The organism is Xanthomonas sp. MUS 060, from assembly GCF_000963215.1.
Classification (GTDB): Bacteria; Pseudomonadota; Gammaproteobacteria; order Xanthomonadales; family Xanthomonadaceae; genus Xanthomonas_A.
In genome coordinates this window covers 56,093-71,265 of sequence record NZ_JZIM01000017.1, presented here as the reverse complement: position 1 = coordinate 71,265, position 15,173 = coordinate 56,093, and the positions used below count along the sequence as shown (strand labels likewise).

Here is a 15,173-nt window from a genome sequence, read left to right as displayed (position 1 = left end):
GACGTCCCGCCGGCCGAGTTTGCCGCCCAATTCACTTCCCCACCCAAAGCCGAATTTTCCAGTTCTGCGAGGGCCTAACGCGGGGAGGAGGTCACAAAGCCGAATTTTCCAGTTCTGCGAGGGCCTAACGCGGGGAGGAGGTCATTCTTCGCATCCTCTAGCAGAGGCGACCGAGAATGCGATGCGCTGGGTACTCCCGCCGGCCGAGTTTGCCGCCCAATTCACTTCCCCACCCAAAGCCGAATTTTCCAGTTCTGCGAGGGCCTAACGCGGGGAGGAGGTCACAAAGCCGAATTTTCCAGTTCTGCGAGGGCCTAACGCGGGGAGGAGGTCATTCTTCGCATCCTCTAGCAGAGGCGACCGAGAATGCGATGCGCTGGGTACAAAAACCGCCCCTTGTTGAATGGTGAAAAATCATGAATTTCGCTGCCCTCCGCCAGATCAGATCTGGCATATCGGTGAGCGCTGACCAGTGGGCGTCAAGGCATATGCGCTGAGCGCATCGTGCAGATTGAGGTCCGTCATTAGCGATGAGGTGTTGTCAAATATTTGATCTGCATGGCTGTGCCGTGTCTCTCAGCGGCGACGTGTTGTGAAACCTTGTAGTTGGTCAAGATTGCCGGCCTCATTTGTCAACAGGTGGCTTGTTGCAGCACGTACCTTGGGTGAGCCTGAAATGCAGGCGAAATCTCCCCATTCAGGGGAAAGGTGTTGCAGCACGTACCTTGGGTGAGCCTGAAATGCAGGCGAAATCTCCCCATTCAGGGGAAAGGAAAACTCATGGAAATCAAGACAAGCACCGTAGTGAAAATCGTGTTGGCGGGGGTTCTTCAGACCGTTGCCATATCCGCTCAAGCTTGCTGCCCTGATACTGGTCATGGAGCGCCTACGGCCCCGACGATGGCCACCGGCCTTGGGGAAAGTGCCCCGAAGGCCCCCGATCTCTCACTGGATCCGTCGTGGCACATCTACGAGTTTAAGCGTGATGGCGTGAGTTATTTGCAGATCAGTGATCTGACAGGGACAGTACGCGCCGCAGTGGGCAATATCAGTGGTACGTTGTGGGTGCTGCCCATGGGCGTGGACGTGTCGCGTGTGTCGTTACCAACGAAGTGGAGCGACTCAAGGGGTACGTTGGTGTACCAGACATCGGCGTTCACCGTGCGTGCCATACCTAGTCGCCATGGTAATAAATGGGAGATCAAAGCCGCTGATTGATCTTTTTATTTAATTTTTCGGAAACGAGGAAGCTAATGCTGTAGGCATGGCGGCGCCGGCAGGTGCCGCCATGCGCTTTGAGCCTAGCGGCTAGTTCCCAATCCACATCATGTGCAACGTGCTTCGCAGGATTCCGTGGCGATGCGTAGGCGATGACGCAGACAGCGATCCCTTGGTGATGTTTCGTTCGCCAGACCCTTGCCTTGATAAAATGTCTACTTGCTATTGGTAGAGAGTCGATCACATTGAGCACGCTACGATAAGCGGCTAACTGCAATCCCACCGATAAGCGCTTTGGTTCACCCTTTAAGATGAGTCGGAACTCCGTATGGCACAAGTTGCTAAACGTCACTGATCGTAGTATTCCATACAGTCCATGGGTTTCGATGCCGAGCGGATACAGCGCTTCCACGTACTCGTCGAGTAGCTTGGCCTGGATCATTCCGGTTCGTGTCATTTCCATCGCTGCAGCATACTGGCCCTTGGAGCGAAGGTAGGCCACGATGTCCTTGCGCAATTTGTTGATGTGCACAGTGATGTCGGTGTATTCGACGACGCGCCGTCTAAGGGTGCGTTCGGCTTGCAGATAGCTGGCTTGTGCAAAATCCAGGACTTCTTCTCGAGCATGATGGAAGCGTCGCGCCCTTTCAAACGCGGAGGACAAACGGGAGCCGAAGACCAATATCCCCGTGGCGATCACGGCAAGTGCCACTTGTACGAAAAACGCATCGGCGTTGTAAGCGCCATACGCTTTTGCATCGGGTAGCATGATGCCGATGGCCACGTTTGCCAGTACGATGCCTATCGCAGCTCCGCTCCAGCCGTGTAGCAGCGTCAACACGATTGCCGGAATGACCATCGTTGACATGAGCAGTTGATGCAAGAAACGATCCTGGGTCATGACTGCCATCATCAACATCGCTACCACTACTCCCGTTCCCAGGATGACATCCCTCAAAAGTAGGGGATTGGCCTCATCTTGCTCCTTGCGCCGTAGCCACAGCAACGCAGGCATGATGAACATAAGCACGCCCAGATAGTCGCCGAGCCAGTAACGTACAAGCACCTCTATTGGCGGAATATCAAGGACGGTGTAGCCTTTTAACAAGGCATTCAGGGCGATGTTGCACAGTGTGCTCCAGAGTGCCAGCGCCAATGCCAGCGGTAGTAGCAGGCATTCTTGCTCCAGCAGTCGCACCATATGACGCCTAGCTGCATGTACGATCAGCGCTACGCATGGCATCAGTAGGAAGGGGCTCGTGTATGCCCACATCCGATTAGCACCATGCTCATGCACCATTGGTACGCGGATCATTAGAAGTGCTGCCGCATCGCCGAAAAGCAAATAAGGCCATAGCCGGTAAGGCAGGAAGAGTAGGGTCGCTGCGCGCAGTCCTGCGGGTAAGTACCATTGATCGACGGAGAGCTGCCAAGCTAACAGGAAGGAAGCAGAGTAAGCCGCACTCAGGAAGACTCCCTTGGCGATGTCTCTTGTCATTCCCCACTCCTTTCCCTGTCTTTTATGGTTGGAATGTATTGCAAATCTTTCAGTGATTGGTAGACATTTATATATTATTATTTTCCGGGCCGGTGAATATTTGATTCTTATGCTCTTCAGGTGTGGCTTGATGCGTATTTTTAAGTAATTCTTAAGCGAATAATGTGCGCCTCGCCACTTGTTCGGCGGTTGTGATGGCATGGAGCAACCGGCCACAGGCTTGCTTGATGAGAATTTTTTTCATCAACAGATAGATCAAAGTAAGAGCCAAAAGGAATGTTAATAGGATTCCGGTTTCAGGCGCGGACCTTACTAATGATAGTGTGAACGGAAATCCCATTATGCAGATAGCCCATATCCACGTCATCAGTGATATGCGAGCTACACGCATGATTGCTTTGTGCAATTGCTTAGATTGCACCGTGCGCTTGCCGCCGGATTGCAAGCACCTACAAGTCAATGCTGCATGTACCACCAATCGTGTCAACATCGCCCCCATGCCAACATGCAGCAGGATGGCTACGCTGGCCAGGGTCTTGGCCAGCAAAAGCAGAAGGCTGTCTGATGCGCGATAGGCCAGAATGGTCAGGCAAGTGGTGACCGAGACGATCAGGATGGTGATGGTCATCAGGTCGGTGATCTGTTGCACCGCCTTCTGCCACTGGAAGGGAGGTGATGGCACTTGCTCCACGGCTTGTTTGCTGTAGTCCATTGCATGGTTCCTTGTTGATAGGCTTTATTCAGCAGTGGAGAAGCAAGACTCTAAATTTTTTGGAGATTTAGAATTTCTGAAATATCTGCTTAGTGCAATCAGTGTATCCAATCGTGCATTTGCTCCCTGGATTTTTTTTCTCACAGTTAAATATTGCTCTCTTGCTTATTTCATCAACAGACGGGCCGGATTCGATGCTTCTAATGACACTCCCTCTTTTTTGAGGTTCGGCAACTGCTACGCATTGATTTTCATAGGCTTGGATGACGTGGCACTTTTTTTCAATTCCTCTTTCACAGTTTATTGTGGCGTCATTCTCAGCATCTGCTTTGCTCATTTTGCCTGTTGATATGCCGAAGTCATCACCGTCATCTGCTGCAATTGCTCCCCACGTCTTAAGCCATTTCCCTGTAGGGCGTGGTGGTTGTTGTACCGGGTTGTCTTGTGGGATAGGCACACAAGATGCCATGTTGCCATTAGCTTGCGCAGGGAGCTGTCCTGGTGGACAACCGCCTTCTGCATAGGCGTTCATTGAGAATATAAGCGTTGTGATAGCCAGAAAAGCTGCATTCTTCATGTTCATGATCCTTGTTTATTTGGTGCATTCTTTATATGTCACTTCAGTCTTTCCCAGCTTGTCCACGTGAGCCGGGAGGGTGCGTGGATTGGGTAGATTCAGGGCCTTTGAATCTGACTGGTGTTTGAGAGATTCCTGACTGCTCGCGTGAGGCATTAGAAGTATTTTCTCTTGCCTGCGGCGGCGTATACGACCCAGGCGGCTGCCCCTGTGGTCCGGGGACCGAGGCTGGACTGAAGACGGAGAAGTGCATGAAGTTGGCCATGCTGCCTTGCCACAATATCGCCCCAATCGGGGGTAAGGTGACGATTAGGGTGGTGGCAATTAACCCGACCCAACCCTGTTGCAATGCCTGCGAAGACAAGCCTTCCTGGCTGCCTAAGTTGATGAGCTTCGCCCCCCAGTAGGCCAGCGCGATCCTGGCCGTCATCTTCAATACGATTGCTGTGACTACCGAGAGCACCGACATCGAGAACAGCGTGCCGATCACATAGAACAGCCAGCGTTTGAACAGATCCTTGGTCTGATCGAAGATCAGGAATAGGATGAAGATCGGCCCGACCCCGATCAGGAAGGCCATGGTGAACTTGAACATCAACAGCATCACCCCGGCCATGATTGGCGGACCGGCCGTGCCGAAGCCGGCCAGCAGCAGCGCGTTTTCTTTGTTTTTGATGGTTTCCGGATCGCCGGAATCCACCCTCACCGCATCCAGCGTGCTCAGCGCCAATTGCGTATAGGTGAGGTTTTCGTCGATGGCGTCGGTGGCGGTTGTATTCGCATCGCCGGTGAACAGCCAATGGATTTCCTTGTCCAGGCCATCGGTCATCGTCTTATGCAGCATAGTGCCGTTGGCACCGATCCCGGCGGCAATGCCCAGGATCACGGTCACCTTGCCGGCCTTGATCATGGTGGCCATGGCCGATTCGCGTAATTGTCCGCTGGCGATGCGATAGCCCAGTAACAGCACCCAGAAGGTGGTAGCGGTCAACGCGATGACGCTCACCCACTGCATGGCGCGGGCCATCACCTCCATGCCGAACGTGTCGATCTGGTTGCTGAGGTAGGTGTTGATCAGCCGGAAGAAGACGTAATCCCCCAGGCTGGCGTCCGCCAGGGGGTGTAGCCAGTTCATCGATCCATCGAACATGCTCATGGCATTGCGCCTTTATTTGAGAGTGATAAACGAAATCTAGTGAAGGAGGTGATCAGTGGGGTGGGGACGATGCCAGTGAGGCGTTGCCACGATCCGAACCAGATACAGCGCGCGTGGCAGATGCCTGGCGCAATGGGTGTGCCAGGCACTTGAATGCCCACACAACTGCGCCCACTGCCGACGAGGGCTGGGGGCGTCCTGACGCTGATTCGGGGATGGGGTGCCTGCTCAAGCCATGGTCCTTATGCGCAGGTGATGCTTATGTGCAAACCGCTATCTTATTGGATACGGCATTGTGCCGGGGCTGTCAAACGCACGGCTATCTGGGGATGCAGCGCGCTCCCAGCACTGGATCACCGTGCCCACCGCCATGCTGACGCTGCCGGCAATCAGCCGACACGGTTTGGGCGTGCTGAGGTCGCCATTCAAAATCCTGAGGGACCTCGCTCGATCAGCAGCCAGGGACAGCGAGGTACAGACTTGGCGTGGCTACCGACTGACCATCCTGTGCCGACTGGATATAGCCTTGGCCGACAATCCGCCGCAATCGCGCGCGCGAGGGCGAATGACTACATGCCCGGTCAGAGGTGCTGATGGTGTTTGAGGCCGGGCGGGCGAGGGAGTGGCCCGGCAGCATCAACGCGACCAAATAGTACGGTGCTGGACGCAATTATGACTCTGGGCAAGTGGGCAATCGCAAGATCACGGCAAGACCGTGGCAGCAGGCCACCATGTGCGGAGCGGCCCGCCAATGCATGGTGGGTGATCTACTGGCCGGAGAACCGGTGTGAGCAGGGCAAGGGTGCTGGAAAACCTGTGGCAGAATCGACCGATCAAGTAATCCAAGCGACCATGTCGTGGCGGTAACTTTGGCGGTATCTTTCGATACGGTTGCGCAAAACTGCTGATATCAATGGGTTTTCGTTGCCCACCTTCGCACCAATGACTTACGGCAGCTTCGGCTGCCGTTTTTCATTCCGCAATTTCCTGGCCTGTTCCGTAACTCCCATCGTGTCGGCGTCACCATAGTGCCGCGCCGGTTGCGCACATAGCGCTCGGTCATGTGCTGTGCCCTGCGGATGTCGTCAGCCGATTCGGCTTTGTCGGTGCTCGCCTTGGCCCGGAGGTCCTGGAGCTGAAGGCCGTAGACCCTCGCCGCAGTGCATGCCTTGGCTGAGCGCCAGGACATTGTGTTGACGCCGATTGCGCTGCCCCGCTCGTTGATGACTTGCCGGGTGTTGTCGATCTTGTATCTGCGCTTGGTGTGCACGGATGCGCTCCGGCAAAGCGGCAAGCTCGACAATGACTTTGACCCACAGCTTCGCGCGGATCTTGTCTTGCTGAATCAGTAGTAGGGAGCAGCTACATCGCCGTTACTGCGAATCGATGTTCCAACCAGATGCTGTCCCGGCTTGACTTTCATAGATATTCAGTAGCCGCTCTGCAGGTCACGTCTTTTGAACTCTACCTGATCGTAGTGGGGTATCACGTCACGCCTCAGCCTGTGTCACCAGACACTTATCCCCAGTGCATGTGAGAGTGTCTGAAAAGTTCGTTTGGCGACACCGCTCGTCGTAGCAGAATGGTGTCAGGAATCACGGTCGGATAGCATCCGGAAATTCTGACTTGAGATCAGGGTTCTCCTGATCATGTTTCTTCTTTACGACAGCCATACTAGATTCACCTAACGCAGGGACCGTCGCGTTTTCCACGGAAAACAAGCCGGCAGGTCACTCGCCCCTGCGGGCCGAGCCTTGAGTAAGCTCGGCAAGGTGCCTTGTTATGACAATATGATGTCTTTTCACGGCGCATGAAAAATTGTGGTTTGCGTTTTGTTTTTTGTCTACAAATGTGTATTGATCTGAATAATTCACCCGGATAGTCTGCCAGCGCGGCATTTGCTGCGATGGAGCTACATGGTATGACCATCAGGATTTTTCTGGTCGATGATCACACTCTTGTTCGGACGGGAATGCGCCTGATTCTTTCGAATCAGACAGACATGAAAATAGTCGGTGAGGCAGAAAGCGGAGAGGCGGCAATCCCGCAAATCCGTCAGTTGAAGCCGGACATCGTACTGTGTGATATGCATATGCCGGGCGTCAGCGGGCTCGAAGTCACCGAACGCATTGTTAAGGGTGACTATGGCACCAAGGTCATTATTGTCTCGGTGTTGGAGGATGGCCCATTGCCCAGGCGCCTGTTGGAAGCCGGTGCATACGGTTACCTTGGTAAGGCCAGCGATGCACAAGAACTGCTGCGTGCAGTGCGCGATGTCGCGATGGGAAAGCGTTACCTCGGTGCGAACATCGCGCAGAATCTGGCGCTGGCGAACCTGGAAGGTGGTGGTTCGCCGTTCGATGCCCTGTCTCCACGTGAGCTTGAAGTTGCTCTGCTTTTGACGCGTGGCTTACGTCAGGAAGACATCGCCAAGCGCCTGAGTCTCAGTGCCAAAACAGTCAATACGCACAAGGCGCGCTTGTTCGAAAAAGTCGGTATCCAAGATAATATCGCATTGGCACGTTTGGCCGCGCAGTACGGATTATTGGATCCCACGCAGCCGCTATAGTGGGGCGCGATTCCAACACAGATTCGAATCGGTCTGGATCCGTTTTATTTTTCGTCATCCTCCGTGAATGACAGTGTGTAAGCGCGGTGCAGTCATCCCCGTTCTTCATCAGCGTCTGATCGCGTCTGCGTTTGCGGCATGTGTACGATGCTTCGTGCATTGACGGCAGTTCGGTGTGCTGTTGGCTTGGCGAGATGATGAACCAATGGCCGCGCAGTACGGATTATTGGATCCCACGCAGCCGCTATAGTGGGGCGCGATTCCAACACAGATTCGAATCGGTCTGGATCCGTTTTATTTTTCGTCATCCTCCGTGAATGACAGTGTGTAAGCGCGGTGCAGTCATCCCCGTTCTTCATCAGCGTCTGATCGCGTCTGCGTTTGCGGCATGTGTACGATGCTTCGTGCATTGACGGCAGTTCGGTGTGCTGTTGGCTTGGCGAGATGATGAACCAAAGCAAGTTCCGAGTCGGCGTCAGCAAGGCTGACATGTGCCTGTGTCGCACTGGGAGCCGAGAACAAAAAAGCGGCCCGAAGGCCGCTTTTTTGTGGTGGGATATCCGTATGGGATCAGTTGCGATCCTATTGTTCCTTGTTTTCGTTGTCTTCGCCCTCTGTCTTGCGGGGAGGCTGGACGACGACAGGCGTGGTACCAGTATCCGGCGTCGACGTCGTGCCGCCGCTGTGGCCAGTGGCCGTTTCATGCGTGTTTGGCTTGAGGACGTCTAACAGCGTCGTTTGCACTGGGGCGTAGGTTGGCTTGGCAGGCGCGGGCTCATCGTGAGGCCGCGAGGCAGTAGTTGCGGTTTCACGCGTTGGTGCGCTGGCCGGCGCGGCCATGCCGATCTGATCCTCGGTTCTCACTGGCGTAGCCACGACGGCCGGTGCTGGAGCTGACGTGGCTGCCGCTTGTGGCTGCTCGATCGTAGTGACTGGAGCAGTCGGTGCAGCGCCTGATGCGATAGGGCGCTCCATTGCAGACGGCTGTTCTGTTGCGCTTTCCATCCGCATGGCGGACGCAGCCCTGTCGACGTTGAGCGTTGCCGATGCCGTTGCCGCGTCGGTGCGCGCGCGAGAAGCGTCTGCGTGGGCAGCAGTGTCTGCTGAGGTTGTTGGCTGTGCTCTTCCTTCGTTGGCTTCGTGAGCTTCAGGACGAGCGATCACTGTGGCCTGAGTGAGGGTAACGGCCTGGGGTGGGGCGCTGTCCACGAAAGCCGGTGACACCGCGATGCTCGGGTGTGTGGTTGCCTGCGCGTCGATGGCTGGCGTCCGCTCGCGCCGCGGCTGCGGCTCGCGCTTTTCCTGCGGTGCAGAGGTTGCCTTCAATGGTGATTGCGGCTTGACGTTGCTGCTGTTGGCGGTTGCGTCGTCGTCGAAGTCGAACTCCGGCTGACTCCGGTTCGGTGCCGGGGTGGTCTCACCATCGTTGTCTGCAGCATTCAAATCGATATCGTCTAGACCAGCAACCTCGCCCTCGCCGATAGCGCCGGTCTCACCGTTACCGCGTCGACGGCGGCGTCCACCGCGGCGTCCGCGCCGGCGGCGTCCACCAGCTTCGCCGTTCACTTCGTCGCCATCGTTGTGCTCGTTGGCTGGCACGGCCTGCTCGGTTTCCAGCGCAATTTCGTGCTCCTCGCTATTGACGTGCGTGTGGACAGTAGCGACGAGTGGAGCCTGGCTGGTTGCGGCCTGAGCCTCCTGGCGCTGCGGTGTAGCACCGACCGCGACAGCAGGGGCGCTGGTGGCGGCAGTCTGTGCCAGCGCGACAGGCGCGACGGGGGCGGGGGCAACCTGCTTGGCGGTTTCCTCGGTACGCGGCTGACGCGTTGGCTTTTCGTTCTGCTGCGCAGCCTGGGGTGCTTCCTGTTGTGGTTTGGGCTGGCGTTGTGGGTTCTGTGTTTGCTGTTTCTGCGGCTTCGGAGTTTGCTGCTGCTTGGCTTGTTGCGACGTCTGCTCGCTGCGTGCTGGCTTGGGCGACGTAGTCTGCTGGCCGCCGCTGTGTCCTGCGCCGTTGTTGCCGGTCCGGCGCTCGTCGCGGCGCGCGTTGCCGCCGCCGTTACCACGTGCTGCGTTGCCGCCCTGACCGCCGTTGCGGCGTGCATTGCGATCATGCCGCTCGCCACGCTCGTTGCGGTTACGGTTTCCATCCTGTGGACGTTGACGTTGCGCTGGTTCCGATGCCGTTGCTGTCTGCGCCAGGCTCTCGCTGGCGCCGAAAATACGCTTCAGCCAGCCGACGATGCCGATCGCTGGCGTGGCAGTGACCGCAGTGGATGAGTGCATCGGCGCAGGTGCGGCGGCTGTTTCCTCGGCCGCTTCGCGCAATGGGGCCGGCTGTGAGTGCTGCACATGGGTGACAGCGGGCGCGGGCGGAATGTTGAGCTGTGCCTTGGTCAAGGCATGCACCGGCAGCTTGCGTGGGGTGCCGCGCTGGTAGCTGGGCTTGGTGCTTTCCTCGCTCAGCTCGTTCTCGCGCAGGCGAGTCACTTCGTAGTGCGGGGTTTGTAATTGCTCGTCGGCGACGATGACGATCGGTGCGTCGTGGCGCTTTTCGATCTCGCTCAGGGCGCGACGCTTTTCGTTGAGTAGATAGTTGGCGATCTCTACCGGGGCCTGCACCAGGACTTGCCCGGTGTTTTCCTTCATCGCGTGCTCTTCGGCGACGCGAATGATCGACAGCGACAACGACTCGACGCTGCGCATGCGGCCATGGCCGTCGCAGCGCGGGCAAATGATCTGGCTGGATTCGCCCAGCGACGGACGCAGCCGCTGGCGGCTCATCTCCAACAGGCCAAAACGCGAGATCCGGCCGATCTGTACGCGTGCGCGGTCGTACTTGAGCGCGTTTTGCAGGCGATTCTCGACCTCGCGTTGGTGCTTGTTGGAGGCCATGTCGATGAAGTCGATCACCACCAAGCCACCCAGATCCCGCAGGCGCAGTTGCCGCGCGACCTCCTCGGCCGCCTCCAGGTTGGTCTGGAACGCGGTGTCTTCGATGTCGCTGCCCTTGGTGGCGCGCGAGGAGTTGACGTCCACCGCAGTCAGTGCCTCGGTCTGGTCAACGACAATGGAGCCGCCGGAAGGCAGGCGCACACTGCGCTCGTAGGCGGCCTCGATCTGCGATTCGATCTGGAAGCGGTTGAACAGCGGGATGTCATCGGTGTAGTGCTTGAGCTTACGCAGGCTCTGCGGCATCACCTGCTGCATGAACTCCTGGGCATCGCCATACATCTCCACGGTATCGACAAGGATCTCGCCGATATCGGCACGCAGGTAATCGCGCAGCGCGCGAATGATCAGCCGCGATTCCTGGTAGATCAGGAAGGGAGCTGGCTTGGCCAGTGCGGCTTCGGCGATCGATTTCCACACCTGCAGCAGGTATTCCAGATCCCACTGCAACTCCTCGGCATCGCGGCCAACACCGGCTGTGCGGATAATCACCCCCATGTCATCGGGGATGGTCAGCTTGTCCAATGCTTCCTTCAGTGCGGCGCGATCTTCGCCCTCGATACGTCGGGAGACGCCGCCGGCACTGGGCGAGTTCGGCATCAGCACCATGTAGCGGCCGGCCAGCGAGATGAACGTGGTCAGGGCTGCGCCCTTATTGCCTCGCTCTTCCTTGTCCACCTGCACGACGACTTCCTGGCCTTCGCGCAGAAGCTCGCGGATTGTCGCCTTGTGATGATCGACGCCGGCCTGGAAGTAATCGCGGGAGATTTCCTTCAGTGGCAGAAAGCCGTGACGCTCGCCGCCGTACTCGACGAAGGCGGCTTCCAGCGAAGGTTCGAGCCTGGTGATACGGCCCTTGTAGATGTTGGATTTCTTCTGTTCCTTGGACGGCTGCTCGATGTCGATGTCGTACAGGGTCTGGCCGTCCACGATAGCCACACGCAGTTCTTCCGCCTGCGTGGCGTTGATCAGCATACGTTTCATTGGTTGCGTTCCTCGCGCTGCTACCGCGCGGAACGCCATGGGGTTTCGCTTCTGGTCACGCTTCGCCGCCCATCGCGCAGGCGCGGGGAGGGCGGCTTGAGCTTCCAGCGCTACGACACCACGGCGAGCCGCGGGAGCGCTTCTTTTCTTGGTGGTTCAGGGCCGGCGGCGAACTCCAGCCAGGCTGGGGGCGCCGCACGGGGCATGTTCAGCGCGGATGTTGAGGCATCCGGCGATGGCGGGGCAGGCCGGTGAGCCGCTAACATGGCCGCCCCGAGGGCGGTGGTCGCGCACTGTGCCGGAATCGTCGCAAGCCGGGCTTCTGGCCCTTAGCTAACTTCGAACGAAATCAAACCCTTATCTCGCCCCCCGAGTGTAACAGAATAAACCGCTCAATGACTTCCCCTCCGGTTCCTCCAAAGTCGCGTGACGGCGCGACCAGCGTGGTGCGCATTCTCAAGGTTCCCGAGGATCGGGCTGGACAGCGTGTGGACAATTTTTTGCTCGGCCAGCTCAAGGGCGCGCCGCGTAGCCTGATCTACAAGCTGATGCGCAGCGGTCAGGTGCGTGTCAACGGTGGCCGTACCAAGGCCGAGCGTAAGCTGGAGGTCGGCGATGAGGTGCGCATTCCACCAGTGCGGTTGCACGAGGAGGGCGAAAAAACCACGCCGCCGGAGGCATTCATGGCACGGCTGGAGGCCGCGATTGTCTATGAAGACGCGCGTCTGCTGGCGCTGAACAAGCCATCTGGGGTAGCCAGTCATGGCGGCAGTGGGATCAGCTTCGGTGCCATCGAGACTCTGCGCGCCCTGCGTCCGAATCAGACGCTGGAACTGGTTCACCGGCTTGATCGCGACACCTCGGGTTTGCTGATCGTGGCCAAGAAGCGCTCGGCGTTGACTGAATTACAGGCGTTGATGCGCGAAGATGACCGGGTGCAGGGGCGCGGCATCAGCAAGCGCTACCTGACCTTGTTGGTCGGACGCCTGCCAGATGTGACGATGAGTGTGGAAGTGCCGCTGCATATCGGTCTGCGCCAGGGCGGCGAACGTCATGTGCAGGTGCATGCGGCGGGCAAGCCTTCGTTGAGTCATTTCCGCACGCTGGAACGGCGCGGAGGGCATTCTTATTGCGAAGTGCGGATCGAAACCGGCCGAACCCATCAGATCCGCGTGCATGCACAGCATCTCGGCCACCCGGTTGCCGGTGACGACAAGTATGGTGACTCTGAGGTCAACAAGCGCTTGCGCGAGCAGATTGGACTCAAACGGTTGTTCCTGCACGCGGCGTCCTTGGAGTTCACTCTGGACGGCGGCAAGGCACCGTACTTGTTGAATGCCCCCTTGGCTGACGAATTGACCGATGCACTGAGCCGATTGGGGGGCTGATCTTGCCGTGCCGGGCGGCGTTGTCGCCGCCCGGCGCCGAACACTTTAGCCGTTGTGGTGGTCGTGGTGGTCGTGGTGCTGCTCGTTATGTGACGGTATTGGTCGCATTGCCTGTTGTGGCTGTTCAGCGGAGCGTGGCATGGACATATGCGGCGGCGGCGCGAAGCGAACCACGGGTTGCTCCTGCATCCGCTGTTCCTGCATGCGTTGTTCTTGCATTTGCCGCTCGATCATGCGCTGCTGCGGCATGATCTGCCGCATGGACTCTCGCGGCATTTCTGCTGCGCGCGCTTGATAGGCAGGTGCTGCGGGTTCGTGCCAGGTTTGTATCTGCTGAGGCTGCGCCACTGTTGCTTGTCGCGGTGGTTGTGCGTGGGTCATGTCGCGCGCGAAGGTTTCGCGAGCGAAATCGGGCTGCATGCCCGCATTGCTATGACGGGCAGGCTCGACCATCCGCGTGGTAGGCATGCTGGGATGTTCGGCGAATGTTCCTGCCTGCCTCGTTTGAGGCATGGGTTGGCCGCGGAAATTCGGCAGCGACATCGGTTGGGAAGCTCTTGACCCGTTCGGCTGTGCCATCGCCAGAGTATGCAAGGGCATGCGTGGATCGCGCGGCACCTGTTCGGCGAGCGGTGCACCTGACGGTTGCAGCCGTTGCGAGGACGGCATCGCTGCGACTGGGCGCCCGGCCTGCAGCATCTGTGCGGTGAAGTGCGGCATGGTTTGCGGCATCGATCCGGGCATGGTGCGGGCGCGTTGCGTGGCAAATGCGCTCGTCGGCATATTCATGCGCGTTCCCATTGCCGTTGCAGCAGCCATCGCCGCAGCCGTTGGACGGGCCCCGGGAAATGATTGCGAAGGGACGGCGATGCCCACGCCCATCGGCGTCGGACCCGTGTTGTTACGCACGAAAGTGCGGTTATCGATACGGTTGTTGACGATGCGGTTGTTGATGATGGTCGTGCGCGGGGCGTAGACGTTATGGTTGTACACCACGTAGTTCGGTACCGACGGTGGCGCGTTCCAGTTCACTCCCCAGTTGTTCCAGCCCCAATCGTGCCAGGCCGGCTCTGGTTCGAACCAGCCGAACATGTGGTGGCGGTGGTGGTCGAGGGCTTCGCCGATCAGTACGCCGACGCCGAAGGACACGATGCCTGTGGTCACCAGGTCGCCGGTATCGTAGTAAGGACGCGGCGGACGGTAGCTGTACTCGCGGTACACGCCGATCGGTTCGCCGTAGACCACCTCGGGATCGTAGCGCGGCACGTAGACCACGTCAGGTTGCGCCGGTTCGATCACGATGGTGCGGCGCGGTGGCGGCACTGCGTCGGCATAGGGGGCCGGTTCCACGACGGTACGCTGCACCACCTGCACGCGCTGTTGCGGGGTATCGCGCAGGTGTCCTTGCGCTTGCGCACGTTCACGCATGACCTGGACCGCGTCTAGAACTTCGTTGGGATCGTGTGCATAAGCATCGCCGAGTGAACGGGTCCAGTCGCCGTTGCTTGCCAATTGGTCGACAACATCGGGGAAGGCGGTCAGCGCCTTGACGCTGGGGTCCCAGGGTTGCGAGGCGGAGGCTTGCAGGCGGTCGGCTGCTCTCATGTTACGGTTGTTGCGTAGCCAGTCTTGTGCCGCCATGACCTGGTTCGGATAGACCGAAGCGGCCAGCGTCTGTGCCAGCAGCTTGTCCGGGAACAGGGCGATTGGCGCCACTAATTGATACAGCTGATCTGCTGTTGGCGGGACATAGCTGGCAGGTGTGGTAGCGGGGTCGCTCTGTGCCGGTACTGGAGCGATGGCGCCCTGTTCTGCTGTCGCAGTGGGGTGTTGCCGCTGGCATGCGCCGAGCGCAAACACGCTCAGGGCAGTGACCAGTGCGACTTTGGTGGGAGGCAGTGAGCGGATCTCCATGCGGTACCTCATCTAGCAGTATCGGGGTGACTTGTGGGCGCAGCATGCCCTGCGTCAGGTGTCTGCCAGCTTGCTGAAAACACACTGCGTGGCAGCATGCTGGCTTGCGTTCAGGTGGCATCAGCGCACTTGTTCAGGCCAGCGTGTACAGCACGCGCTAATGGCGCGCAGGCCTTGGGTGTTGCTCGCATTGGACGCAATCGATTGC

The 15,173-nt window shown here is 58.3% G+C and carries 9 protein-coding genes; 3 read left to right on the top strand and 6 right to left on the bottom strand.

The genetic code is table 11. From position 1 onward, the window contains the following. The first annotated feature begins 780 nt into the window (after window positions 1–780). A complete protein-coding gene (locus XANALMUS060_RS13875) occupies window positions 781–1,218 on the top strand; it encodes a hypothetical protein (protein WP_045738932.1) in 438 nt (145 codons plus the stop codon). Here the strand turns inward: XANALMUS060_RS13875 and XANALMUS060_RS13870 are convergent. The 4 genes from XANALMUS060_RS13870 to XANALMUS060_RS13860 all read right to left on the bottom strand — a co-directional run bounded on the left by XANALMUS060_RS13870 (window position 1,202) and on the right by XANALMUS060_RS13860 (window position 5,161). Continuing rightward, a complete protein-coding gene (locus XANALMUS060_RS13870) occupies window positions 1,202–2,716 on the bottom strand; it encodes an MASE1 domain-containing protein (protein WP_082065136.1) in 1,515 nt (504 codons plus the stop codon). The two genes, XANALMUS060_RS13875 and XANALMUS060_RS13870, sit on opposite strands and share 17 nt — an antisense overlap. A gap of 151 nt (window positions 2,717–2,867) precedes the next feature. Beyond that, window positions 2,868–3,428 carry a hypothetical protein gene (locus tag XANALMUS060_RS13865; RefSeq protein WP_045738931.1) on the bottom strand — a complete coding sequence of 187 codons (561 nt, stop codon included), beginning with the start codon at window positions 3,426–3,428 and terminating at the stop codon, window positions 2,868–2,870. A gap of 67 nt (window positions 3,429–3,495) precedes the next feature. Continuing rightward, on the bottom strand, window positions 3,496–4,005 hold the full coding sequence (locus XANALMUS060_RS18775) for a DUF4189 domain-containing protein (protein WP_152640511.1): 510 nt from the start codon (window positions 4,003–4,005) through the stop codon (window positions 3,496–3,498). A 43-nt stretch (window positions 4,006–4,048) separates the two neighbouring features. Further along, window positions 4,049–5,161, bottom strand: coding sequence for a type IV secretion system protein (locus XANALMUS060_RS13860; protein WP_045738930.1), 1,113 nt, complete (start codon window positions 5,159–5,161; stop codon window positions 4,049–4,051). Between the two features lie 1,921 nt (window positions 5,162–7,082). On the opposite strand from XANALMUS060_RS13860, the gene XANALMUS060_RS13850 reads away from it, so the two are divergent. Next, window positions 7,083–7,730 carry a response regulator gene (locus tag XANALMUS060_RS13850; RefSeq protein ID WP_045729040.1) on the top strand — a complete coding sequence of 216 codons (648 nt, stop codon included), beginning with the start codon at window positions 7,083–7,085 and terminating at the stop codon, window positions 7,728–7,730. 582 nt (window positions 7,731–8,312) lie between these two features. Here the strand turns inward: XANALMUS060_RS13850 and XANALMUS060_RS13845 are convergent. Then, the gene (locus XANALMUS060_RS13845) at window positions 8,313–11,663 is read right to left on the bottom strand and encodes an Rne/Rng family ribonuclease (protein WP_082065134.1); all 3,351 of its coding nucleotides are present in this window, start codon (window positions 11,661–11,663) and stop codon (window positions 8,313–8,315) included. Between the two features lie 395 nt (window positions 11,664–12,058). Here XANALMUS060_RS13845 and XANALMUS060_RS13840 point away from each other — a divergent pair, with 395 nt between their 5' ends. Further along, window positions 12,059–13,051, top strand: coding sequence for an RluA family pseudouridine synthase (locus XANALMUS060_RS13840; RefSeq protein WP_045738928.1), 993 nt, complete (start codon window positions 12,059–12,061; stop codon window positions 13,049–13,051). A gap of 45 nt (window positions 13,052–13,096) precedes the next feature. Here the strand turns inward: XANALMUS060_RS13840 and XANALMUS060_RS13835 are convergent, their stop codons facing one another. Continuing rightward, complete coding sequence (locus XANALMUS060_RS13835; RefSeq protein ID WP_045738927.1) at window positions 13,097–14,965, bottom strand: DUF3300 domain-containing protein; 1,869 nt, start codon at window positions 14,963–14,965, stop codon at window positions 13,097–13,099. Window positions 14,966–15,173: the final 208 nt, after the last annotated feature.

What these genes read in the sequence shown, in the direction of transcription:
- XANALMUS060_RS13875 (WP_045738932.1), top strand. Translation starts at nt 781, where the DNA reads ATGGAAATCAAGACAAGCACCGTAGTGAAAATCGTGTTGGCGGGGGTT.
- XANALMUS060_RS13870 (WP_082065136.1), bottom strand. Translation starts at nt 2,716, where the DNA reads ATGACAAGAGACATCGCCAAGGGAGTCTTCCTGAGTGCGGCTTACTCT.
- XANALMUS060_RS13865 (WP_045738931.1), bottom strand. Translation starts at nt 3,428, where the DNA reads ATGGACTACAGCAAACAAGCCGTGGAGCAAGTGCCATCACCTCCCTTC.
- XANALMUS060_RS18775 (WP_152640511.1), bottom strand. Translation starts at nt 4,005, where the DNA reads ATGAAGAATGCAGCTTTTCTGGCTATCACAACGCTTATATTCTCAATG.
- XANALMUS060_RS13860 (WP_045738930.1), bottom strand. Translation starts at nt 5,161, where the DNA reads ATGAGCATGTTCGATGGATCGATGAACTGGCTACACCCCCTGGCGGAC.
- XANALMUS060_RS13850 (WP_045729040.1), top strand. Translation starts at nt 7,083, where the DNA reads ATGACCATCAGGATTTTTCTGGTCGATGATCACACTCTTGTTCGGACG.
- XANALMUS060_RS13845 (WP_082065134.1), bottom strand. Translation starts at nt 11,663, where the DNA reads ATGAAACGTATGCTGATCAACGCCACGCAGGCGGAAGAACTGCGTGTG.
- XANALMUS060_RS13840 (WP_045738928.1), top strand. Translation starts at nt 12,059, where the DNA reads ATGACTTCCCCTCCGGTTCCTCCAAAGTCGCGTGACGGCGCGACCAGC.
- XANALMUS060_RS13835 (WP_045738927.1), bottom strand. Translation starts at nt 14,965, where the DNA reads ATGGAGATCCGCTCACTGCCTCCCACCAAAGTCGCACTGGTCACTGCC.